20 protein-coding genes and 2 tRNA genes are annotated in these 22550 nt (G+C 43.7%); 12 read left to right on the top strand and 10 right to left on the bottom strand.

Features of this window, described 5'->3' with window-relative positions; translation table 11 throughout:
- Positions 1-54 precede the first annotated feature (54 nt).
- Positions 55-1614, bottom strand: coding sequence for a helicase HerA-like domain-containing protein (locus LKO28_RS06315; RefSeq protein ID WP_227693864.1), 1560 nt, complete (start codon positions 1612-1614; stop codon positions 55-57).
- Positions 1615-1788: 174 nt separating this feature from the next.
- On the opposite strand from LKO28_RS06315, the gene LKO28_RS06310 reads away from it, so the two are divergent.
- From LKO28_RS06310 to LKO28_RS06300, 3 genes are all read left to right on the top strand, one after another.
- Positions 1789-2124: a hypothetical protein gene (locus LKO28_RS06310; RefSeq protein ID WP_227693863.1), complete on the top strand. Its 336-nt coding sequence runs from the start codon at positions 1789-1791 to the stop codon at positions 2122-2124.
- A 167-nt stretch (positions 2125-2291) separates the two neighbouring features.
- Positions 2292-3911 (top strand): SulP family inorganic anion transporter, encoded by a 1620-nt coding sequence (locus LKO28_RS06305; protein WP_227693862.1) that lies wholly within the window; start codon positions 2292-2294, stop codon positions 3909-3911.
- A gap of 88 nt (positions 3912-3999) precedes the next feature.
- Positions 4000-4647 carry a carbonic anhydrase gene (locus tag LKO28_RS06300; protein ID WP_227693861.1) on the top strand — a complete coding sequence of 216 codons (648 nt, stop codon included), beginning with the start codon at positions 4000-4002 and terminating at the stop codon, positions 4645-4647.
- Between the two features lie 221 nt (positions 4648-4868).
- Here LKO28_RS06300 and LKO28_RS06295 read toward each other — a convergent pair.
- The 5 genes from LKO28_RS06295 to LKO28_RS06275 form a co-directional block, all read right to left on the bottom strand.
- Positions 4869-4942: transfer RNA gene (locus LKO28_RS06295), tRNA-Asp, on the bottom strand.
- 63 nt (positions 4943-5005) lie between these two features.
- Positions 5006-5079: transfer RNA gene (locus LKO28_RS06290), tRNA-Asp, on the bottom strand.
- A 73-nt stretch (positions 5080-5152) separates the two neighbouring features.
- On the bottom strand, positions 5153-6226 hold the full coding sequence (gene prfA / locus LKO28_RS06285) for a peptide chain release factor 1 (RefSeq protein ID WP_227693860.1): 1074 nt from the start codon (positions 6224-6226) through the stop codon (positions 5153-5155).
- Between the two features lie 75 nt (positions 6227-6301).
- Positions 6302-6631 carry a DMT family transporter gene (locus LKO28_RS06280; RefSeq protein ID WP_227693859.1) on the bottom strand — a complete coding sequence of 110 codons (330 nt, stop codon included), beginning with the start codon at positions 6629-6631 and terminating at the stop codon, positions 6302-6304.
- A gap of 24 nt (positions 6632-6655) precedes the next feature.
- Positions 6656-7405, bottom strand: coding sequence for a UDP-2,3-diacylglucosamine diphosphatase (locus LKO28_RS06275; RefSeq protein WP_227693858.1), 750 nt, complete (start codon positions 7403-7405; stop codon positions 6656-6658).
- 54 nt (positions 7406-7459) lie between these two features.
- Between LKO28_RS06275 and LKO28_RS06270 the strand changes: the two genes are divergently transcribed.
- Positions 7460-9607 (top strand): prolyl oligopeptidase family serine peptidase, encoded by a 2148-nt coding sequence (locus tag LKO28_RS06270; protein WP_227693857.1) that lies wholly within the window; start codon positions 7460-7462, stop codon positions 9605-9607.
- 60 nt (positions 9608-9667) lie between these two features.
- Here the strand turns inward: LKO28_RS06270 and LKO28_RS06265 are convergent, their stop codons facing one another.
- Both LKO28_RS06265 and LKO28_RS06260 read right to left on the bottom strand, forming a co-directional pair.
- On the bottom strand, positions 9668-11065 hold the full coding sequence (locus tag LKO28_RS06265; RefSeq protein WP_227693856.1) for a Gfo/Idh/MocA family oxidoreductase: 1398 nt from the start codon (positions 11063-11065) through the stop codon (positions 9668-9670).
- Positions 11066-11202: 137 nt separating this feature from the next.
- Positions 11203-12027, bottom strand: coding sequence for a glycogen/starch synthase (locus LKO28_RS06260; RefSeq protein ID WP_227693855.1), 825 nt, complete (start codon positions 12025-12027; stop codon positions 11203-11205).
- A gap of 147 nt (positions 12028-12174) precedes the next feature.
- Here LKO28_RS06260 and panC point away from each other — a divergent pair, with 147 nt between their 5' ends.
- The 5 genes from panC to LKO28_RS06235 all read left to right on the top strand — a co-directional run bounded on the left by panC (position 12175) and on the right by LKO28_RS06235 (position 17278).
- Positions 12175-13020, top strand: coding sequence for a pantoate--beta-alanine ligase (gene panC, locus LKO28_RS06255; protein ID WP_227693854.1), 846 nt, complete (start codon positions 12175-12177; stop codon positions 13018-13020).
- A gap of 550 nt (positions 13021-13570) precedes the next feature.
- The gene (gene panD / locus LKO28_RS06250; protein WP_227693853.1) at positions 13571-13921 is read left to right on the top strand and encodes an aspartate 1-decarboxylase; all 351 of its coding nucleotides are present in this window, start codon (positions 13571-13573) and stop codon (positions 13919-13921) included.
- A gap of 48 nt (positions 13922-13969) precedes the next feature.
- Positions 13970-14341: a hypothetical protein gene (locus LKO28_RS06245; protein WP_227693852.1), complete on the top strand. Its 372-nt coding sequence runs from the start codon at positions 13970-13972 to the stop codon at positions 14339-14341.
- 204 nt (positions 14342-14545) lie between these two features.
- A complete protein-coding gene (locus LKO28_RS06240; RefSeq protein WP_227693851.1) occupies positions 14546-16783 on the top strand; it encodes a TonB-dependent receptor in 2238 nt (745 codons plus the stop codon).
- Positions 16784-16789: 6 nt separating this feature from the next.
- Positions 16790-17278: a thioredoxin family protein gene (locus tag LKO28_RS06235; protein WP_227693850.1), complete on the top strand. Its 489-nt coding sequence runs from the start codon at positions 16790-16792 to the stop codon at positions 17276-17278.
- Here LKO28_RS06235 and LKO28_RS06230 read toward each other — a convergent pair.
- Both LKO28_RS06230 and LKO28_RS06225 read right to left on the bottom strand, forming a co-directional pair.
- Positions 17275-17703, bottom strand: coding sequence for a CBS domain-containing protein (locus LKO28_RS06230; protein WP_227693849.1), 429 nt, complete (start codon positions 17701-17703; stop codon positions 17275-17277). The genes LKO28_RS06235 and LKO28_RS06230 overlap by 4 nt on opposite strands.
- A gap of 156 nt (positions 17704-17859) precedes the next feature.
- On the bottom strand, positions 17860-18483 hold the full coding sequence (locus LKO28_RS06225; RefSeq protein ID WP_227693848.1) for a hypothetical protein: 624 nt from the start codon (positions 18481-18483) through the stop codon (positions 17860-17862).
- A 595-nt stretch (positions 18484-19078) separates the two neighbouring features.
- On the opposite strand from LKO28_RS06225, the gene LKO28_RS06220 reads away from it, so the two are divergent.
- The 3 genes from LKO28_RS06220 (at position 19079) to LKO28_RS06210 (ending at position 22235) form a co-directional block, all read left to right on the top strand.
- Positions 19079-19732 (top strand): FKBP-type peptidyl-prolyl cis-trans isomerase, encoded by a 654-nt coding sequence (locus LKO28_RS06220; protein WP_227693847.1) that lies wholly within the window; start codon positions 19079-19081, stop codon positions 19730-19732.
- Between the two features lie 71 nt (positions 19733-19803).
- Positions 19804-20466 carry an FKBP-type peptidyl-prolyl cis-trans isomerase gene (locus LKO28_RS06215; protein WP_227693846.1) on the top strand — a complete coding sequence of 221 codons (663 nt, stop codon included), beginning with the start codon at positions 19804-19806 and terminating at the stop codon, positions 20464-20466.
- 137 nt (positions 20467-20603) lie between these two features.
- Positions 20604-22235 carry an NAD+ synthase gene (locus LKO28_RS06210; RefSeq protein WP_227693845.1) on the top strand — a complete coding sequence of 544 codons (1632 nt, stop codon included), beginning with the start codon at positions 20604-20606 and terminating at the stop codon, positions 22233-22235.
- The last annotated feature ends 315 nt before the right edge of the window (positions 22236-22550 follow it).

The raw sequence follows: 22550 nt of genomic DNA, 5'->3' as shown, positions 1-22550 counted from the left end.
ATCTATTTATTGTTATCAATTACAAAATCCACCTCTAACAAAGATAAAATTATTCTATCTGTTTTTTTTGAACATCGCATTTAAAATTCCGTTTGCAAGCTTTCCCAAAAGCTTCGCACCCTCACGGGCCAAGGTTCGGGAAGCCTGCGTTTTAGCAGCCTCCATCGGTGTTTGTCGGGAACTCCGCCTGCCGGCACTTCGCTTTACCGTCTTCTCCGCTTCCTTTTTTTCTTTTTCTTGCTCCTGTTTCGTTTCGAAAGCAACCATTTTCTCATCCACAATCTCCGCTGCACTTCTTCGCTCGAGTCGTTCTTGATACTTCCCGTACAATTCCGAATTGGATATAATTTCCGTATAAGTTGCCGCTTGGCATGGCCCCATTACAGCCCTTGCGGGTACCAGATGAGTAGCTACCACTTCAGTAGGAATCCCTTTCTCATTGAGCACGGTAATCAATGCCTGTCCCGTCCCCAGGGAGGTCAACACTTTGTCTATCTCATAAAAAGGCGTAAAGGGATATGTTTTTATCGTTTTTCTAAGGTTGTCGACATCATTCGGCGTAAATGCCCTGAGCGCATGTTGCACACGATTACCCAACTGTCCAAGTACCGAAGCTGGAATATCCGTTGCTGCCTGGGTACAGAAAAACACACCAATTCCTTTTGAACGAATTAGCCGGATAATCTGTTCCACCTGATTCAAAAATGCCTTTGAAGCACCATTAAATAACAAGTGCGCCTCATCAAAGAAAAATACTAATTTCGGTTTATCCAGATCCCCCACCTCCGGAAGTTTGGCAAACAATTGATCCAACAGGCTTAACAAAAAAGTAGAATACACCACCGTTTGATCCTGAATATCCGAAATATTTAATAAGGTGATGACCCCCCGGCCGTCAATTTTTTGAAACAGATCATGGATATCAAATGCTTTTTCACCAAAAATGTGAGCAATCCCTTGCTGCTCAAGAGCAACTATTTTACGTAAAATCGTTCCCGAAGTTGCCGTACTTATTTTACCATAATCGCGTTTGATTTCTGCAGCACCCGGACCTTCGCTCAAATAAACAAGAAGCTTTTTTAGATCCTGGAGATCGATTAAATCCCAGTGCTGATCTCCTGCATATTTAAATATAGCAGACAATACACCTCCCTGTATATCATTTAGATCCAATACCCTAGCTAACAAAATAGGCCCAAAATCCCGCACGGTTATCCGCATCGGCACACCAAGATTCCCACTAAGGGAACATATTTCTATTGGAAATTGCGCGGGTTCAAACGGTATGCCCACACGCTCACCACGCTCGATCAGCGCTTCATTCACGTTCCCCTTTTCGGCCAACCCCGACAGATCCCCCTTCACGTCAAGCATCAAAACAGGCACACCTTTGTCGGACAATTGCTCCGCCATCAATTGTAGCGTACGGGTCTTCCCCGTGCCGGTAGCGCCTGCAATAAGCCCATGACGATTCATAATTTTCAGTGCGAGATTCACCTTCGCGTCGCTGATAATTTCGTCTCCTAATAGGCCAGATCCAAGCTGAATATACGCTCCTTTGGGGTTGTAGGAAGCCGAAACCGCGTCTATAAATCGTTTTTTTTCAGTATCCATATTATTATTCTAAATAAGGTCGCCAATGAAGCAAAAATGCCACATATTTGTAACAATTTCAACTAAACAAGAAAAATTAAGAAGATTTAGCAAACAAATAACATAAAAAATATGGTTTACCCTATATTTTCCAAAGAAAGATTCATATTTTTGAAAAAAACAAAATAAAAGAGCGTGGCAACTCCAACCATTCGAGTAATAGCAGCAAAAATATGTTTTGCCATCTTTATGACAAAGATGCTTATCTCTGCCACTCCTATGTTTTTAAATGTGTTAGATAGCGGAACTATACTACAGGTCGTACTCCAGCTAGAAATTGAAAATGCCAAAGGAAATAATCCTTCCGAAGATTTACATGAAGCAGGAATCAAGTTATTCACCACCACGTCGGACTATCTACTGTTCTGCCCCTTTATGGAAAATTTGGGCAAAGAAAAACGCTACTTAAAAAACGAACGGCTTTTTAGCGTATTCCATCCCTCTGTCCCCCCCCCTCCTCCTAACAGTTAATCCGTTTCGATAACTAATCTGTCGGTTCTCAACAACCGTTCACAGATCATCATTTCAATATCTTATTTTTTAACGACAATAAAAAGCATGTACATCCTTTTTAGAGATACAGAATTTTTATTGGCCTTAGATTATTTAGCTCATATAACGGATTAAAATAAAATTTTATGTCAGGAACTCGTTTGTCTGCTTTTCTTAAATTATCGAAAAGAGACTTAAAATATGACTTCCCAGCTAGTATTGTGGTGTTCCTTGTAGCGCTACCACTATGTCTGGGTATAGCAATGGCATCCGGCGCACCCTTGTTTGCCGGACTATTAACAGGAATTATAGGTGGATTAGTCGTTGCATCCATCAGCAAATCTCCGCTCAGCGTGAGTGGGCCTGCCGCTGGCTTAACGGTGATCGTATTAGGTGCTATAGAACAATTAGGTGCGTATGAAACTTTTCTGCTCGCCGTTGTCATCGCCGGTGTTGTACAGCTCATCTTGGGCATCATCAAAGCCGGTATGATTGGGAACTATTTTCCCTCCGCTGTAATTTTGGGTATGTTAGCCGCCATCGGTATCACCATTATACTGAAACAAATACCACTGGCTTTTGGGTTATCAGAAGAACATGCTTTCGAACTCGATGCCGGAGGCGGTATCGCTGCAGTTCAAAACACGGTTTTATCCGGTATCAATTGGGGGGCGACTACGATCTGTTTATTGTCTCTTGCCATCCTTATTTACTGGCCAAAAATCAAAGGTATTAACAAAGTGCCTGCACCATTGGTCGTTGTTTTACTAGGAGTTGGATTAGCTTCTGTTTTCCAAGGCTCTACCATGCAGCTCAATGCGGATCACTTTGTCGTCATTCCCATCGTGAGCTCTTTTCAAGAATTCACACAATTGTTCATTTTTCCAGATTTCGCTCAAATCTTGAATAAAGATGTATGGATAGTGGCTTTTACAATTGCTATCATTGCTAGTTTGGAGACATTGCTTAGTATTGAAGCTGTTGATAAAATGGATCCCTTTAAACGCATTACCCCAACCAACCGAGAACTGGTTGCGCAAGGTGTTGGCAATATGGCTAGCGGTTTTCTAGGTGGGCTTCCGATGACATCCGTTATCGTACGTTCTTCTGCAAACACACAAGCTGGCGGGCGGACGCGGCAATCAGCTATGTTACATGGTCTCTGGCTTCTAGTCGCTCTTTTGGCGATTCCTGCTCTTATTAATTTGATTCCATTGTCATGTTTGGCTGCCATCCTACTCCACACGGGTTACAAATTAGCCAATCCCGCGCTATTCAAAAAAATGCTACGAAAGGGACTCGACCAATTTATCCCTTTCTTTGCAACCATCGTAGCCGTCGTTTTCACCGACCTGTTGATGGGAGTTGGAATTGGCATCGTAGTCGCTCTCTTTTATATCATCCGAGCAAACATGCAGAATGCTTTCAAAATAGAAATTAAGGACGAGAACGGGGCACAAAAGGTTACGATGACACTCGCCGAAGAGGTATCTTTTTTAAACAAAGTACCGATCCAACAAAAACTTTACAGCTTACCCAAAGGCACACTTGCGATTCGAATTGACGGCCGGCATAGCCGGTTTATAGACAAAGACGTCATTGAGGTACTAAAAGATTTTCAAACGAACGCGGTGAGTAAAGGAATTGACATCGAATTGGAGGCGGTTACCTATAAAAGCAACAAGCAGGCTGCTACGCCTTACAGCGGGCCGACACCGCGTCACAATGGAAAAAAAATAAAGATTTACAAGGATATTCATCAATAATACACTAAATTGTCCAGGTTGTAAATCGTAAAAATGCGTTCCTTTCAACCGGCAGCAAAACAATCAAATAACGTTTATAATAATCATTATGGGAAATAAAGAACTAGAATTAGGTTTTCAGAAAATAATGGATGGCAACAGGTCATGGGTAGAATTTGTTAAAAATGACAACTCCGGCCGTTTTGAGCAATTGGCTAAAGGACAAAGCCCAGAAATCCTTTGGATTGGCTGTGCAGATAGTCGTGTCCCCGCCAATGAAATAGTAGGTAGCCGGCCTGGGGAAGTGTTTGTACACCGAAATATTGCCAATATGTGCGTGCATTCCGATATGAGTATGTTATCCGTTCTTGACTATGCCGTTACTGTTTTAAAAGTAAAACACATTGTCGTCGCGGGTCATTATGGTTGTGGAGGCGTTGCTGCCGCTTTAAGCCGTCAACAATTTGGTGTCATCGATAACTGGTTATGCCATATAAAAGATGTTTATCGTTTATACGCCGAAGAAATCGACAACATACAAAATGAGGAAGAAAAAGTAAATCGCCTAATCGAGTTAAATGTTAAGGAGCAGGTATTCAATCTGTGCACCACCTCCATTGTACAAAACGCCTGGAAAAACAATCAAAACCTAGCGGTACACGGGATGGTCATCGATATCGCTACGGGAAAGCTTAACGATTTAAAAAACACGATTTATAGCAACGAAAAACTAGGAAAAGTATTTGCTTTCAAATAACGGAAGATAGCGTCAATAAAAAAAGGAAGGGGTCCAAAAAAGACCCCTTCCTTTTTTTATACAGCGAAGTAAAATACTTCGAAATATTTACTCCAAATTTTATTAAAAATACGTTCAGGAAATAAACCTAGACAGTTAAAAGATAAGGCAAAAAATAACCCCGCCATTAAAAAAATGACGGGGTTATTTTTCTAAGAGCAACTCTAAGCAGGCTCTTTGAGCGGTCTGGACGGGACTCGAACCCGCGACCCCATGCGTGACAGGCATGTATTCTAACCAGCTGAACTACCAGACCAAATTTTCCTTTTTACAGGATATGTTTAAGAACGTTGTTGAAGCAAAGCTTCCTTTATTTTAGCGGTCTGGACGGGACTCGAACCCGCGACCCCATGCGTGACAGGCATGTATTCTAACCAGCTGAACTACCAGACCTTGTTTCCTTCCCGTTTGAAGGTGTGCAAATATAGGTGTATTTTATAGAAAGTAGAAATTTTTTTGAAAATATTTAACCCGCTCCACCTTCCTTCATTTTCTCCGCATTCTCTGCAAATTGAAGGGCATCTATAATACCTTGAATATCACCATCCATCACTCCCGGCAGGTTATAAAGTGTCAAACCAATGCGGTGTTCGGTAACACGCCCTTGCGGATAATTATAAGTACGTACTTTAGCTGAACGGTCACCCGTAGACACCATAGTCTTACGTTTTGCCGCTACATCCCCATGCTTTTTCTGCACTTCTAGTTCATATAACTTATTACGAAGCATTTCCATCGCCAGTTCCCGATTGGCTAATTGGGAACGCTCCACTTGACAGACAACTACAATTCCGGACGGCTTATGTGTTAATTGTACTTTCGTTTCTACTTTATTGACGTTCTGCCCGCCTGCACCGCCAGAACGAGAGGTTTGCATTTCGATATCGCCTGGATTCAACTCCACGTCAACATCTTCGGCCTCTGGCAAAACAGCCACCGACGCGGCAGATGTATGAACCCGGCCCTGGGTTTCTGTATCGGGTACACGTTGTACACGATGCACACCCGATTCATATTTCAATTGCCCGTAGGCATCGTCGCCAATAACCTTTAAAATAACCTCTTTATATCCTCCAGAAGTTCCCTCCGTTACGTCCATCACTTCCGTTCGCCAACCTTTCGTCTCGAAAAATCGCGTATACATTCTATAAAGATCCCCTGCGAACAAGGCCGCTTCGTCACCGCCGGTACCACCTCGTATTTCAATAATCGCATTCTTTCCGTCCTCAGGGTCTTTAGGAATAAGCATCAGCCGGATCTCTTCCCCTTTGGTTTCTTTTTCTTCCAGCAAAAGGTCGAGCTCTTCTTTCGCCATTTCTCGCAGTTCCTGATCCTTTTCGTGCGCTAGTATATCTTTGTTGGTATCGATATTACTCACGATATTCTTATAGATATGATATTGATCCACGATTTTGCCCAAGTCCTTGTATTCCTTATTTAACTTAGCAAAACGCTTCATATCCTTCATGGTGTCAGGATTGCTTAATTCAGCTTCTACTTCTTCCCAACGTTCTTTTATAGCTTGTAATTTTTCTAACATAGTGCATATTGCTCTTAAGTAACGGGAAGGTAATTCTCGTTTTTATAAGGCACAAAAGTACGTAATTTTTTTTTATCAGTGTGTAGAAACCACCTTGAGTCCAATAATAGAAGCGATCAAAGTGAAAATAAAAAACATCCGCCAAAAATCCGTCGGTTCCTTAAAGAATAAGACACCCAACAACACCGTACCAACCGCCCCGATTCCAGACCACACCGCATAAGCAGTACCTAACGGAAGACCTTGGCTCGCTTTGATGAGCAACCCCATACTAATCGTTACGCTGACCAGGAAACCAAGATACCAAAGATACATTTCTGTCCCAGCGCTTTCTTTAGCTTTTCCGATACAGAAGGTGAACGCAACCTCAAACAGCCCTCCAATAATTAAAATAATCCAATTCATAGCTTTTTCTTATACTAATAATAGTTAGGGCATCCATTGCTTTAAAGCTAATTGTTTGCCGTCCCATACGGCGTAAGTGCAAGAATGCATCCATTCCCCGAGGTTTACGATATGGCTTTTTTCAGAAAGCTGAACCGCATAAGGGAGGTGGCGATGTCCGAAGATGAAATAATCGAAATACTCCTCTTGAAGAACCTCTTTGGCGTATTGAATAAGCCATTCCCGCTCTTCTCCTAAAAAGCGCTCTTCCCCCAAACTAGCAGCTCGGCTGTGACGAGACCATCTTTGTGCAATACCTATACCGAGATTGGGATGTAGCCTGGCAAAAAGCCACTGACAAACCTTACTCCGGAAGAAAGCTTTCAAAAATTTGTACTTCCGGTCGCCGGGACCAAGCCCATCGCCATGATGTATATAAAACCGTTTGCCATCGAGTTGGAGCGTGAGTTCATTGTCGACGATGCGCGCATTTAACTGTTCTTTTAAGTAGCCAAACATCCACATATCGTGATTGCCTTTGAAGAAAGTGATCTCCACCCCGAGATCAGAAAGCGTTGCCAATTTACCTAAAAAGCGGATAAAGCCCTTCGGAACAACCGTATTATATTCAAACCAAAAATCGAAAATATCACCCACCAAAAAAAGAGCTTTGGCGTCGGCCTGAATATGATCTAACCAAGAGACTAGCTTCCGTTCCCGTTCCATAGAAGTCGTTTTGGACGTGACACCCAAATGAAAATCTGAAGCAAAGTATATTTTATCTCTTACTGACATTGGGTCAAAACTAATCAAAAAATCCTAACTTGCGCTTGGTTTAAAAAAAGGATTATGAACAAAAATTTAGGTATTATTTTATTGGCATTAGGAGTAACAGCCTGTAACCAAGACAATAGTATACAATCAAAAGATGACATCGTGTTAAAGCCCTATCCAAAAACGGAAAAAATTGATCAGAAAGATGATTACTTCGGGACAACGGTAGAAGATCCTTATCGTTGGTTAGAGGATGATTTATCCGCAGAAACGAAACAATGGGTGACTGCTCAAAACGAAGTAACGCAAGACTATTTAGCGCAAATTCCATTCCGCGACGCTATCCACAAGCGCTTGGAAAGTTTATGGAACTATGAAAAAGAAGGCGCTCCGATCAGAGAAGGAGATTATATCTATTTCTACAAAAATGATGGACTTCAAAATCAGTACGTACTCTGGCGTAAGAAAGGTGAAGATGGAAAAGAAGAGGTCTTCCTGGATCCGAACAAGTTTTCGGAGGATGGCACAAGTTCTCTGGCAGGCATATCCTTCTCGAAAGACGGCTCGTTGGTCGCTTATCAGATTTCCGAAGGTGGCTCCGATTGGAGAAAAGTGGTGGTACTTAATACGGCGGATAAGTCGATCGTCGGGGACACCTTGGTGGATGTTAAGTTCTCCGGTTTAGCCTGGCAAGGAAACGAAGGTTTCTACTACAGCAGTTATGACAAACCCAAAGCAGGTTCCGCATTGTCTGCTATGACAGATCAGCATAAGCTTTATTTTCACCGGTTGAACACACCGCAAACCGCTGATGAACTTGTATTTGGCGGACCTAGCTTACCACGTCGTTACATTGGCGCTGGACTAACAGAAGACGAACGGTTTTTAGTCGTCACAGCGGCGAATGCCACTTCTGGCAACGAGCTGTACATTAAAGACCTATCTCTTTCTCAGGCGAAGTTTGTAAAGGTAGTAGATAATATGGATAAAAACCACGAACTTATTGATAACGATGGTTCGAAATTGTTTCTTTACACGGAGCTTGATGCGCCGAATGGCCGGGTGGTGACGGTGGATGCTGCTACTCCCCAACCAGAAAACTGGCAAACATTAATTGCAGAAACCGAAGAAGCACTCTCACCTACCGTGGGTGGCGGTAAAATTTTTGCAAACTATTTGAAAGACGCCGCATCACTAGTAAAACAATACGACCGTAACGGGAAGTTGGAAAGGGAAATTGAGTTACCAGGTGTAGGCTCAGCAGGCGGGTTTGATGCCAAGTTAGCCGATAAAGACCTATACTATTCTTTCACGAATTATGTAAACCCGGTTACAATCTATCGGTATGATATCACCTCAGGTAAATCCGAGATCTATAAGGAATCGGCTATTAATTTTGATCCCTCTTCTTACGAATCTAAACAGGTGTTCTACACCTCTAAAGATGGAACGAAGATCCCGATGATCATTACGTATAAAAAAGGCATCCAACTAGACGGAACAAACCCCACCTTATTGTATGGCTACGGCGGGTTTAATATAAGCTTAACCCCTTCGTTTTCCACCAGTAATATCATTCTTCTGGAGCAGGGAGGCATATATGCCGTAGCAAACCTTCGTGGAGGAGGAGAATACGGGGAGCGTTGGCACCTAGCCGGCACAAAAATGAATAAGCAAAATGTGTTTGATGATTTTATTGCAGCAGCCGAGTACCTCGTGGAGCAGCAATACACTTCTCCTGAAAAACTAGCGATCGCGGGTGGCTCCAACGGCGGACTATTAGTAGGCGCTAGTATGACCCAACGCCCAACACTTTTCAAAGTGGCATTTCCGGCAGTAGGGGTTTTGGATATGCTGCGTTATCACCAATTTACCGCTGGTGCAGGTTGGGCATTTGATTACGGAACGGCAGCGGATAACAAAGAGATGTTTGACTATCTGCACGCATATTCGCCTTACCATGCTTTGAAACCCGGAACAGCTTATCCGGCGACTATGGTGACCACAGCCGATCATGATGACCGCGTTGTGCCCGCACACTCCTTTAAATTTGCAGCGCGCCTGCAAGAGTATCACCAAGGAGATAATCCGGTGTTAATCCGTATCGATACAAAAGCGGGCCATGGTGCTGGAAAATCGACCGCCATGGTTATCGCCGAACAAACCGATAAATGGGCATTTATGTTCCAGAATATGGGTTTAAATTATAAAGAAATAAAGTAACAAATAGAGAAGGTGTCCGAAAAACGGGCACCTTCTCTATTTTATATCTACTTGTAACGACTACTCACGTTTAGCCTTTGGCTTTAAATCCGTCAGCGACGCTACCTTAATCGGGCTTCCCTGCTCGATACTGTGACGAGCAGCAACACCGATTAGGATAGACATTACCCCGTCGCGGAGCCCTGCAGCGTGCCCATATGGATCGGGCGTCTCTGTTCCCTTAAAGAGCTTATCGTGCAAACGACGGTCTCCCCCACCATGCCCTGCACGCTCACTCGCCACTTGGATAATCTGGTAATCATTCCAGTTTTTATAGAGCACAACCGGTTCATGTACGATATCCACATTTTCCACCTGGTCCATTTCCGCAGCATGCAAACTTTCCTGGTCCAAGGTATCATTTTTCATCCAAGGAATATCCAACCAGGCCTCTATACGCCCTTTCTGCCCATTGAACGCGATTCGCCATCCTTCAAAAGGAGAATAGGTCGTCAATGAGTAATTGGCGATCGCGCCATTCGCATATTTTATCTGCGCTGACATCTTGTCGTAAATATCAATTTCATTCCGATACACACAGCCGTCACGAATATAACCATCGTGTTCTTCGTTTGCCACATACAGGTTCATCGCATGCTTATCCTTCGTGATGTCCCAGTAATAGGCACATTCTTTTTTGTGCGAACAACTCCGACAGCTTTCTCCCCTAAACGGACCATTTTTACCATAATGTTCCAGGTCGCCATACGCAAAAACTTCCTCCGGCTCAGAGTCCAGCCACCAATTGAGTAAATCAAAATGGTGCGTAGCTTTGTGTATCCACAATGATCCCCCTTTATTCATAAGCCCATGCCAACGACGGAAATAAGAAGCACCATGGTGCGTATTGAGGTACCAATTGAAGTCCACCGACGTCACTTCACCGATCTCCCCATTCATGATCAATTCCTTGATCTTGGTCATGTAAGGGCTCCAGCGGTAATTAAATCCGACGATCAGCTTTTTATTGGATTTACGTTCCGCATCCAGAATAGCCTGCGCCTTAATTTCGTCAATCGTTAACGGCTTTTCCGTCAACACATCGCAGCCAGCAGCCAATCCATCAATGATCTGCTCGTGGTGAGCGGCATCTGTCGTACAGACGATGACCAAGTCTGGCTTCACTTTCTGCAACATCTCTTTATAATTTACAAAAGTAGGGCAATCTACCTGCATAAATTCCTTTCCGTATTGCAACCTCCCCGGGTTAATGTCGCTCAAACCGACAAACTCTAACTGATCAGGATATTGCTCTACCAAACGGCGTCCCCAAAAGGATATCCCGCGGATCCCGGTGCCCACCAAGGTAACCCTTAACTTACGACGCAAACCGAAAGCATTCGCCGGCAACGACACCACCGATCCTGCGGCGAGTAAACCGACGGCCTGTAAAAATGATCTTCTCGAAAAATTCTCCATGCTATGTTGTTTATAATAGTTGATTTCCTACATACATCCCTGCAGCAGTTAGCTTGCCTAAAATAGAAAAAAACTTGATAGCAAACAAAAAAAGGCACGACGAATGTCGTGCCTTTCTTCTATGACGTCGCATAAGTCTATGCGGTCTCTTCGATATCTACCGTTGAAAACTCTTCAAACACTTCTGCAAAACCCTCATAATCATCAGCACCTTCTGGTGTGAACGTACGGATTCCGCTCTCTGCTATGTAAACTTTAAGGTCGGGATGAATATCCTCATCCGCTAGCACCGCAATATCCGAATAAGATAACGCTCCTTTATACAAGTCTACATATGAACCATCACCATACCGAGCTGCATCTTCCTCCGCCATATCCACCTGCGCAGCCATCGTCGCATATTTTGCACCCACCGCATCGAAATCTTCGTCTGCATACAATGAATACATTACTTTAGCATCCTTAAATGTTGGGTCATCTTTATAGGCCGTTTTCAAATAAGCTGGCACCATTGCCGAAAACCAGCCATGGCAATGTACCACATCCGGTGACCATCCTAACTTTTTAACGGTTTCTAAGACGCCTTTACAGAAAAACAACGACCGCTCGTTATTGTCTGCAAAAAACACCCCTTTTTCATCACGAAAAACCTTTTTCCGTTGAAAATACTCTTCATTATCTAAAAAATAGACCTGCATGCGAGCTGCAGGCAATGAAGCAACCTTAATAATCAATGGATTGTCATTATTATCCACCACAATGTTCATTCCCGACAACCTTATCACTTCATGAAGACGATTTCTGCGCTCATTGATATTACCAAAACGTGGCATTAGGATCCGAATTTCAAATCCTTTCTCCTGCATAGCTTGTGGTAACTGGCGTGTTATTTCAGAAATTTTACTTATTTCAAGGAAAGGCGACATTTCATGGGTTACAAACAATATTTTCGTTTTTGCCATCTCCAATTCTTTATTTTTATTTATCGAACAGTAAAATCGGTCTACAAAGATACGATTATTTTATGAATTTTACAATTCATTAAGTTTCACACCTTTATATTACGGATTTAATTCTGCAAATTTGCGCCCTTATTTCAATGTTTTATCGTGAACATCTCTAAAACAAAACAAGCCCTTCAATCGTATCTCGACGGGGCACGTAAAGCCAAGTTGCGTATCGCACTTGTGCCCACGATGGGGGCCCTTCACGAGGGGCATCTTTCGCTTATTAAAGAAGCTCAAAAAATTGCGGATGTCGTCGTTTGCAGCATTTTTGTAAACCCGACCCAATTTAATGATCCCCAGGATCTCGAAAAATATCCCCGCCCCGAAGAAAACGACTTACGTTTATTGCAGGAAGTAGGTTGTGATATCGTTTTTCTCCCCACGGTAGACGAAATGTATCCCTCCACCGACCAACCTTGGCACTTGGATTTGGGAAAGCTGGAACAAGTATGGGAAGGCGAAAAAAGACCGGGCCATTTTCAAGGCGTTACGCAGATCGTATACAAATTATTCCAGTTGGTGGAACCGGACGTGGCCTGCTTTGGACAAAAGGATTTTCAACAGGTGATGGTAATTCAGCGCCTCATTGATTTAAAAAATCTGTCTGTTAGCCTACATATCGCCCCGACCGTCCGCAGCGCGGAGGGACTCGCGTTGAGTTCACGCAATATGCGCCTTTCGGAAGCCGGAAAACAAAAATCGTTGGCATTATATCGGGTTTTAGACCATATACAGCAGCATTTCAAAACAGAAGATTTGCATACACTCCGCGAAGAAGCATTAGCTATCCTGGAACAAGAAGGCGAAATCGAGCTGGAATACCTAGCGATTTGCGAGACCCGCTCGTTACAAGAAGTTGATCACATCGATTCCTCGAAAAAACATGTCGCTCTACTGGTCGCCTGGGTAGAAGGGGTACGGTTGATTGATAATATGATACTGGATTAGGTTTATTCTTTTTTTAGAAAAAAGAATGCAAAAAATCGTCGCTTCGGATGTTTGAAATAATGGATAGTACAAAGGATGAATTTCTACATACTTCAAACATCCGGATGCGACATTTAGTGTTAATAAGGGAGAGTGCAACTGTATAGCGTGTTAGTTACTCTTTATAATGATGATAGAATAGGGTTCTTTCGGTTTCGAAAGTATCTACTATATTAAATAATAAGAATAACACGAATGTAGACACCCACGCACGCGGAACGCGGGCTAGAGCGGCCTTATATTGTTTTGCTGTCATTTTTCAGCAGGATATTCCGTTAAAACAGCATAATGTTTGAGCGTAGCGAGTTATATGCTGTTTAGGAATAGACGAAGAAAAATAGCAAAACAATATACAGCCTTGATTTTTCTCTCTTTTTATCAAGAAAAAGAGACTTAAAAAAGATTTAGGAATAGGCTAGTAAAGGTAGCGAAACAATGTAAGTCTTGACTTTTTGTTTCTTTTTCGTCAAGGAAAAAGAAATTAAAGAAAGATTTTAGGTAATTTTGCAGTATGTTGATTGAAGTAATGAAATCAAAGATTCATCGGGTCCGGGTAACACAAGCGGAACTGAACTACGTCGGGAGTATCACGATTGATGAAGATTTGATGGATGCAGCAAATATTGTTGCAAACGAAAAAGTGCAGATTGTAAACAACAACAACGGGGCTCGGTTAGAGACGTATGTTATTCCCGGCGAACGCGGAACGGGTACAATTTGTCTGAATGGCGCGGCCGCTCGGTTAGTACAAGTGGGCGATATTATCATCATCATCTCCTACGCTAGTATGACGCCCGAAGAAGCTAGAATACACAAGCCCAGTCTACTTTTCCCCGATCATAACAATAAATTAACACTCTAGTTCACTTATCTTTTCGTAATTTTACGGTGCCCTGCACCCTATTACTTGATGCATATACTAAGTTCCACATACCGCAATCTCACCGCTTGGTTACTGAGCGTTTGGATGGTGGCTATCATCACCAGTGGTGTGGTATTTATGCACAAGGAAGTCACCTCGACGGGCGAAATCGTTACCCACATTCACCCATATGACTTTACGCAGAAAGGCGAACCCCAACATCACCATTCGGACGATGAAATTCAGTTTCTGAATGTTGTATTTGCAGGTGTGTTCGTGGCTAGTGATTTCCAGGCTTTCGAATTCTCCGTTGCGCCTATTCCCCTTTGCATACACTATGCAGAAGCCACCGAGAATAAGCTGACCCGCTTATTCTTCCCTTACGATTTACGGGGACCTCCCGCTTCTTTTTCATCCTAATCTCCACGTTCCGCTTCACTGTCGGAAACTTAACAGAACACATTTATTATTACGTAATAAGGTCTGCAGGAAGTTGTGATGTTTTCACGCCAGCATACCTTGATTGCTCATTCGTGTAGCATCCATCCAACCGTAATGTCGTTACATGACAAAAACGCTGAATCATGATGGGGTTAAGGCTTTGAGCTTCATATGAATTATTGCATGACAAAAAGATACAATTACAGGCTTTCCCTAATAGCCTTATTCTATATATTCCCACTGGCACTTTTTGCCCAAACAAAAATACACGGACAAATCACCGATGCTGACAATCAACCTATTTTCGCGGCTAGTGTACTACTAGAAGGATTCACGACAGGCACCACAACCGACGAAAACGGACACTTCGAGCTGGAAGGCATTCCTGCCGGCAAAGCCACTCTAGTGGTGCGCGCAGTAGGCTACCTACCGCACAAACAGGACATCCATACCGCCGCTACCCTTTCCCCGCTAGCGATCACCCTCCAGAAAGATAACCGCAACCTGGATGAGGTCGTGGTATCGGGAACCCTGCGGGAAGTCTCGAAACTAGATAGTCCCATTCCCGTTGAGGTATACTCAGCCAAGTTTTTCCGAGCGAACCCCACCCCCACCATTTTCGAATCGCTCCAGCATGTAAACGGGGTACGGCCTCAAGTCAACTGTAGCGTTTGTAACACCGGCGACATCCATATCAATGGCCTGGAAGGCCCCTACACCATGGTATTGATCGACGGCATGCCTATTGTTTCGGGCCTATCCACCGTATACGGATTAAACGGCATTCCGCAAGCATTGATTGAACGGGTAGAAATCGTCAAAGGCCCGGCTTCTACCTTATACGGTAGCGAGGCCGTAGGTGGGCTGATAAACATCATCACCAAAACGCCTGAAAACGCTCCCCTATTTAGCCTCGAAACCTTCGGGACAACCTGGCAGGAATACAGCTTGGATCTCGGCGGAAAATTTAAGGTGGGATCTGCCCAATCATTACTTGGCGTAAATTACTTCAATTACGCGAACCCCTTAGATAAAAACGGCGATAACTTTACCGACGTAACGCTGCAGGACCGCATATCCATCTTTAATAAATGGAATTTCGCACGTAAGGATAACAAAACAGCTTCGTTGGCCGGACGGTATATCTATGAAGATCGCTGGGGCGGAGAAATGGACTGGAACCGCCAATACCGTGGTGGAGACGAAGTATATGGCGAAAGTATCTACACCAAACGCTGGGAACTCATGGGTGTGTACGATTTACCGGGAAGCGAGGACCTTTCGTTCTCCTTCAGTGCCAACGGCCACGATCAAAACAGTGTCTATGGCGACACCAAATACACGGCAGACCAGAAAATTCTATTTGGCCAATTGACCTGGCACAAACAAATTAAAAATCACGATTTGTTAACGGGACTCGCTTATCGGTACACCTATTACGATGATAATACACCCGCAACAGCCAACGTATCCCATACACATTTACCGGGTCTGTTCGTGCAAGATGAAATCACCTTACATCCGCAACATAAACTATTGCTTGGGGCACGGTACGATTACAACTCCATCCACGGCAGTATCTTATCACCCCGCTTAAATTACAAATGGAATTCGAAAGACAAAACCCATGTCTTACGGATCGGTGTCGGAAATGGATATCGGGTAGCAAACGTCTTCACCGAAGATCATGCAGCATTGACCGGTGCACGAGATGTCGTGTTTATAGGCGACCTAAAACCCGAAACTTCGTGGAACGCTAATATCAATTACGTCAAGAAGTTTTACGCGGATAACGGTGCTATATTCGGTATCGATGCGAGTACCTTTTACACCTATTTCACCAACAAGATTATTCCTGACTATGATACCGACATCCATAAGATCATCTACTCCAATTTAGATGGACATGCGGTGTCAAAAGGTATTTCCCTCAATCTAGATTGGGCACATCCCAGTGGTCTCAAAGCGATGGTCGGCGGAACAATCATGGATGTGTATAGTGAAGCACAAGGAAAACGCGAATGGCAGATGCTGACGGAAAAGTATATGGGAACTTGGTCGATCGGCTATAACTGGCACCGCCTAGGCCTGAGCTTTGATTATACCGGCAATATGATAGGGCCGATGCGTTTACCGGTATTAGGCGATAACGATCCTAGACCGGACGAGTCCAAAGCATGGAGCATCCAGAATATACAGGCTACGAAACACTTCGCTAACGGACTCGAGATTTTCGGTGGGGTCAAGAATTTACTAAACTGGACGCCCACTAAAGGGATTCCGTTTATCATTTCCCGTGCCCATGATCCATTTGAAAGAATTGATGATCCGAATCTCCTACCCTTCGACCCGAGTTATGTCTACGGACCTAACCAAGGAATTCGAGGATTTCTAGGCGTTCGGTATAACATAGGAAGATAAAACTCCATGAAGATCACAGGATTAAATAAAAGCTATATCGTGTGGCTTGTTCTCATAGGGCTGTCCCCTTGGTATGGTCATGCACAGCCTCGGGCGGTGAAGATCACCGAGGTAGACAGCCTTATGGAGCAACAGGCGAAACCTATATTGATCCTGCTATCTACGGCCTGGTGTACATACTGCCAAATGCAGCAACACCAACTCCAGAAAAACCCCGATTTCGCCGAACGCGGAGACCTATTCTATTTCATCACCTTCGATGCAGAAAGTAAAGCCGATATTTCGTTTCAGGGCCAGCCATATTCCTTCCGGCCCACGGGCAAAAATACCGGAACGCACGAACTTGCACGAGCATTGAACGGCCCCGGCACACTCGCTTTCCCGACTTGGGTATTATTAGACCAGCAGTATCAGGTATTATTTCGGCACGGCGGTGTGTTAACCGCAACACAATTGAAGAAACTACTAGACGCTATCGCCGGCCTGCAACCCTAACTGCTAATATAGTTCTGCAGTTGGTCAATGGTTTGCTTTTGATCTTCGATGATATGTTTCACGAGGTCTCCGATAGAAATCATTCCAAGTACTCTACCATTTTCAACGACCGGTAAATGCCGCACATGCTTATTGGTCATCAATTCCATGCAATATTCCACCTTCTCATCGCTGGTAATCGTGCGCGGATCGGGGGTCATGACAAGTTGAACAGGCGTTTCTCGGGATGATTTTCCATGCAGGATAATTTTCCGGGCATAATCCCGTTCGGTGAAGATTCCCACTAAGGCTTCCTGTTCCATAATCAATAAGGCACTGATGTTTTTTTCCATCATCAACTGTAATGCGTCAAAAACAGAGGTACTTTGGTTTACAGCGTACACCGCCGCACCCTTTTGCTGGAGGATGTGTCTTACGGTTTTCATTTTATTATAATTTATAATGGTTGATAAGCACGCCCCCTGACCGTATCGGGAACGGCTTTCCAAAACACCGCAGCACGATAAAAAGCCTATCGACAACGGCAAATTGCTGATTACTGTTTAAAGATAACGGTTTTGTTCCTATAAAAAAAATAGCGACTAAAATACGTATGAGCTGACAACATCACTATAGGTTATCTGCGGATTTCGGCCAATATAGGCGACACGAAACTCGTACTCCTGTATCCGCTCTAGCGCGGTTATCGTTACTTTGGATTTCGAGCTCATTACCTTCTTCCAATGGCTATCGCCGTTTTTCTTTCGGTATTCAAATTGATAAGCAAGCACCCGCCTCCAGCTGTTCACTTTGAGTTCGGCAACACCCCCAACATGCGCATTGACCTTTACGAAAAAGGTTTTCGGTTTAGGAGCGGGTTCCAATACATGCGCGCCTCTTTTGGAAGGTATAAAACCTGCCGCTAAGATCATTGCCTCATCCCCGTCTGCCCGCCGTTCTACATACAATGACAAACGGTATACCGCAGCCTTCAATGCCGCATACGCCTGATTTTTGATGACAACCAAGCGCTTGTCCCGGTATGCGGCATTCGCCTGTGCACGCTTGAATACCGTCAGCGCATATCCCAAAGCATCCCGATCAGATGCGACACCCGGGAATAAAGCGATGTTATCCGTTAATTTAACCATGATGTTCTCGACGAACTTTACATACGCTGCTTCGCTGTTGCCCGGAGCGCCGGTTTTTAATGTTGTTTTTGCCATGATGAATGTTTTTAACGATTAAAAAAATAATGTCTATATCGATCAACAGGGGCAAATATAAGAGGGCACTATAGGAAACAGGGGGTCAAATCGTGCCAAAATTTTTCACTTTTTCGGAAAATTTTGGCGCAATTTGACCCCCTACTCACAAAAACGCTATGGTTTTATGCGTTTATAACTCAGAAACCCCGTTTTTAAAAGTTTGGCATATTTACTTTTTCAACTAAAAAAACTTCGTTTTTCCCCACAAAAAGGTCTTTTTGGTTTAACAAATAATCGTAATGATATACAAACAAGGTTATATGCCCGAAATAGAAACCTTATTGCAGAACAAAACATTCGGGCTACCCACAAAAACATTGTTTTGGCTTAACAGATGTAAGAAATGGCTTACAAACCGCATTATATTCCGGAAATAGAAAGGTTATTGCCCAACAAAACATCTAGGCTGCACACAAAAAAGTGCTGTTGATTTAACAAAAAATGGTAATGCCACAAATGAATGCGCTTTGTATAATTTTCTTACTTTTGCTGTAGCATTAACGAATAGACCTGCGTTCTATCCTTTAGAAAAGACAAAAAGAAAAATAATCAAATGAAAACTCTATTTAAACCACTATTAGTATTAGCAGTAACAGCCATCGCGTTCACTTCTTGTATGAAAGATGACAGTGCAGACAGAGAAGCTGCACAACGCCAGCAAGAAGAAGCCATCGCGGCTTCATTAGCTTCAGACGAGCTCAAAATTGAGGCATATTTAGCCGCAAACCCCTCGGAAGGGTGGCAAGAAGATGATACGGAATATCCTTTGACACTGATAGGAAAATCACCTAAAAGAGGTTTTTGGTTTGAAGTCTTAGAGACTCCGACAGAAGAGGATGATGAGGCTTATACATACGAATTTTCTGGACAAGGCTATAAAGCGCCAAAGGTAAAATTAACTTATACAGCGTCTTTATTAAATGGAACAGAAGTTCAGTCTGAAGATGCCGGCGATTTCGATTTTGCGACATTGGCTAATAACACTACCATATACAATCAAGTTTGGTTTTCCTCCTTCTTCCCTAAAACGATTCGAAGTAATGGAGAAGATTATCCGGTAGGAGGTCTTACTGCCAAAGGTTTAAAAAAAGGTAGTAAAATACGTGTAGTAGCTCCTTCAATCTGGGCATTTGGCTCAAATAAAGTAGGAGATATCCCAGCCAATTCTCCCTTAGTCTACGAATTTGAAGTATTAGAAATCGAATAATAAAACAATCACAAATAACACATTCAGAGGGCGTGTCCGACAGTAGACACGCTCTTTTTTTAATCAAAACAATGAATAACCTATTAAAACTTCTTTTTTTCTTTGCACTGGTAATGGTTGGCGTCACATCTTGTAGCAAATCCGACGACAACCAAGATTGGCGAGACGAACAACGTCGTCTAGATTCCATTAATAATGCCCGGATAGAAGCCTTATTAAAAGAACAGGCACCGGTACTCAAAGCTTTTGCCGAAGAACATATACCCGGCGCAGTGTTAGACGACTCCACCGGTATTTGGTTCAAGGTGCACACGTCTGGCACGGTAGGATCTTATACCCGTTGGTTGGTTCCGGGCGCTACTGGTGGCTTGTCTCTTTCGCGGCCTACCGTAGAAGTAAAATATACCGGTAAATTGTTAAACGGAGATACCTTTGATCAAACCTCTCCCGATGATCCGGAAGATAATACCCGTTCTTTCCCACTGGGCAGCGTCATTCCGGCTTGGGATATCGCTTTTTATCCTAAAGAAATCCGTCTAAACGGAGAAGACTATAAAATTGGTGGGCTTACCGAAAAGGGATTGCAGAAAGGCGCGATTATCGAATTCGTCGCCCCATCACCTTATTGTTATGACCGTAGCACCCGAAAAGACAAAGATGGGAATATCACTATTCCCGCGGATTCGCCACTTCATTTCAAGATTGAAGTTGTCGATATAAAGGATACAAAATAGTTTAATCGCTATACGAAACAAAAGCCCGTTGATTCCAATCGCGGGCTTTTGTTTTGACCGTGAAATAAACAAAGTCCGCCAAACATTTCAGGTATCCAAGGGTTTTATTATTTTTACTTCCAACAAATCCATGCATAATGAAAATAGCCCTTGCTCAACTCAATTACCACATCGGGAATTTTGCCGCCAACAACAAAAAAATCATCCATCATATCCAACGCGCCAAAACAGCAGGTGCTGATTTAATTGTTTTCGCTGAACTAGCTATAGGCGGGTATCCGGCTAAGGATCTGTTACGAAATACGCAATTTATTCAACAGTGCAGGGATAGCCTACAGGAAATTGCTCAAGCCTGCCAAGGTATTCATTGCATCATCGGCGCGCCGGTGCCGAACACCGATCCGGAGGGAAAACCACTTTACAACGCAGCCGTGGTACTGGCAGACGGAAAAATTCAGCACATCTGCAAGAAAAGTTTATTACCGGATTACGACGTATTTGATGAATACCGTTACTTTGAGCCTAACCGTTCTGCATCTTGTATTGAAATCGGCGGCGAGAAAATCGCACTAACCGTCTGCGAGGATTTGTGGGATGATGAAGTATCGAACTCCTATGTAGGCGACTTCATGGCGGAGTTGCGGAAGGAAAACCCGTCGCTCATTATCAATATTGCGGCATCCCCTTTTTCGTATACCCACTTCGAAAACCGCATCAATGTCTTAAAACGGAATGTCATTAAAGCCGGCTGTCCACTGGTGTATGTTAACCAGGTTGGCGCCCATGCCGATATTATCTTTGACGGGCGTTCTTTGGCCCTGGACAGAAACGGGAATATCTTATCCGAACTGAAGCGTTTTGAGGAAGATTATACCCTATTGGATATCCATACCGCTTCAGCCACAGCGGCACAGCCGGAAGAAAAGCCTTCGGAAATAGCGCTAATACACGAAGCGCTGCTGTTAGGGATCCGGGATTATTTTCAAAAGTCTGGTTTCAAAAAAGCGGTCCTCGGCCTATCGGGCGGATTAGATTCGGCCGTTGTAGCGGCATTAGCCTGTGAAGCGCTCGGTGCAGAAAATGTACTTGCCGTCCTGATGCCATCTGTCTATTCCAGTGACCATTCCCTCAAGGACGCCATGGATTTAGTGAATAACACGGGCTGTTCTTACCAAGTTATCCCGATCAAGGACGTCGCGGCAGCTTTTGAACAAACGTTAGCGGAACCCTTTAAGGATCGCGCTCCCGATCTCACGGAAGAAAATATACAGGCCCGTGTGCGGGGAACGATCCTCATGGCGCTTTCAAATAAATTTGGGCATATCCTGTTAAACACTTCCAATAAGAGCGAAGCCGCGGTAGGATACGGAACGCTATACGGTGACATGGCGGGTTCACTCAGCGTTATTGGCGATGTTTACAAAACCCAAGCGTATGCCTTGGCCGGCCATATTAACCGGGAACGCGAAATTATACCGGTGAATACCATCGTAAAACCGCCTTCTGCCGAATTACGTCCGGATCAGAAAGATTCCGATTCTTTACCACCCTATGATATCTTAGACAGTGTGCTGTATCAACTTATCGAACTGGAAAAATCAGCTTCCGAAGTGATCCAAGCGGGATTTGAGGAAGCCGTTGTAAAACGTATCGCACACTTATTAAACCGAGCGGAATTCAAACGTTTCCAAGCACCTCCTACCCTGCGGGTAAGCCCCAAAGCTTTTGGTAGTGGGCGGATAATGCCTTTGGTGTTCTTTTCCCCGTGAAAAGAACCAAAACCTCGTCGCTTGGAAATCTTTGCATAGTGGGTATGTGCAAAAGCAAATTTGTACAGATGCAAAGTTTCCTATGCGACATTTGAATGTTAAGGGGGGGGATATTGCAGGGGCATCCGTGCCGGAATTTAAATAGACTACGGTTCCTATGGCTTAATATGCAGTGAATATGCGACATTTGAATGTTAAGGGGGGGGATATTGCAGGGGCATCCGTGCCGGAATTAACAGCATTGCTAAAACCTTATCTGGGCATTTACTATGGGGGAAAGGATCGCGAATAGCATCGTGCCGGAATTTAAATAGA

It is taken from the genome of Sphingobacterium sp. FBM7-1 (assembly GCF_020687765.1).
Classification (GTDB): domain Bacteria; phylum Bacteroidota; class Bacteroidia; order Sphingobacteriales; family Sphingobacteriaceae; genus Sphingobacterium.
The sequence above is the reverse complement of the archived record's forward strand: the minus strand, read 5'-3'. Positions and strand labels throughout refer to the sequence as shown.

What these genes read in the sequence shown, in the direction of transcription:
- LKO28_RS06315 (WP_227693864.1), bottom strand. Translation starts at nt 1,614, where the DNA reads ATGGATACTGAAAAAAAACGATTTATAGACGCGGTTTCGGCTTCCTAC.
- LKO28_RS06305 (WP_227693862.1), top strand. Translation starts at nt 2,292, where the DNA reads ATGTCAGGAACTCGTTTGTCTGCTTTTCTTAAATTATCGAAAAGAGAC.
- LKO28_RS06300 (WP_227693861.1), top strand. Translation starts at nt 4,000, where the DNA reads ATGGGAAATAAAGAACTAGAATTAGGTTTTCAGAAAATAATGGATGGC.
- prfA (WP_227693860.1), bottom strand. Translation starts at nt 6,226, where the DNA reads ATGTTAGAAAAATTACAAGCTATAAAAGAACGTTGGGAAGAAGTAGAA.
- LKO28_RS06280 (WP_227693859.1), bottom strand. Translation starts at nt 6,631, where the DNA reads ATGAATTGGATTATTTTAATTATTGGAGGGCTGTTTGAGGTTGCGTTC.
- LKO28_RS06275 (WP_227693858.1), bottom strand. Translation starts at nt 7,405, where the DNA reads ATGTCAGTAAGAGATAAAATATACTTTGCTTCAGATTTTCATTTGGGT.
- LKO28_RS06270 (WP_227693857.1), top strand. Translation starts at nt 7,460, where the DNA reads ATGAACAAAAATTTAGGTATTATTTTATTGGCATTAGGAGTAACAGCC.
- LKO28_RS06265 (WP_227693856.1), bottom strand. Translation starts at nt 11,065, where the DNA reads ATGGAGAATTTTTCGAGAAGATCATTTTTACAGGCCGTCGGTTTACTC.
- LKO28_RS06260 (WP_227693855.1), bottom strand. Translation starts at nt 12,027, where the DNA reads ATGGCAAAAACGAAAATATTGTTTGTAACCCATGAAATGTCGCCTTTC.
- panD (WP_227693853.1), top strand. Translation starts at nt 13,571, where the DNA reads ATGTTGATTGAAGTAATGAAATCAAAGATTCATCGGGTCCGGGTAACA.
- LKO28_RS06245 (WP_227693852.1), top strand. Translation starts at nt 13,970, where the DNA reads ATGCATATACTAAGTTCCACATACCGCAATCTCACCGCTTGGTTACTG.
- LKO28_RS06240 (WP_227693851.1), top strand. Translation starts at nt 14,546, where the DNA reads ATGACAAAAAGATACAATTACAGGCTTTCCCTAATAGCCTTATTCTAT.
- LKO28_RS06235 (WP_227693850.1), top strand. Translation starts at nt 16,790, where the DNA reads ATGAAGATCACAGGATTAAATAAAAGCTATATCGTGTGGCTTGTTCTC.
- LKO28_RS06230 (WP_227693849.1), bottom strand. Translation starts at nt 17,703, where the DNA reads ATGAAAACCGTAAGACACATCCTCCAGCAAAAGGGTGCGGCGGTGTAC.
- LKO28_RS06225 (WP_227693848.1), bottom strand. Translation starts at nt 18,483, where the DNA reads ATGGCAAAAACAACATTAAAAACCGGCGCTCCGGGCAACAGCGAAGCA.
- LKO28_RS06220 (WP_227693847.1), top strand. Translation starts at nt 19,079, where the DNA reads ATGAAAACTCTATTTAAACCACTATTAGTATTAGCAGTAACAGCCATC.
- LKO28_RS06215 (WP_227693846.1), top strand. Translation starts at nt 19,804, where the DNA reads ATGAATAACCTATTAAAACTTCTTTTTTTCTTTGCACTGGTAATGGTT.
- LKO28_RS06210 (WP_227693845.1), top strand. Translation starts at nt 20,604, where the DNA reads ATGAAAATAGCCCTTGCTCAACTCAATTACCACATCGGGAATTTTGCC.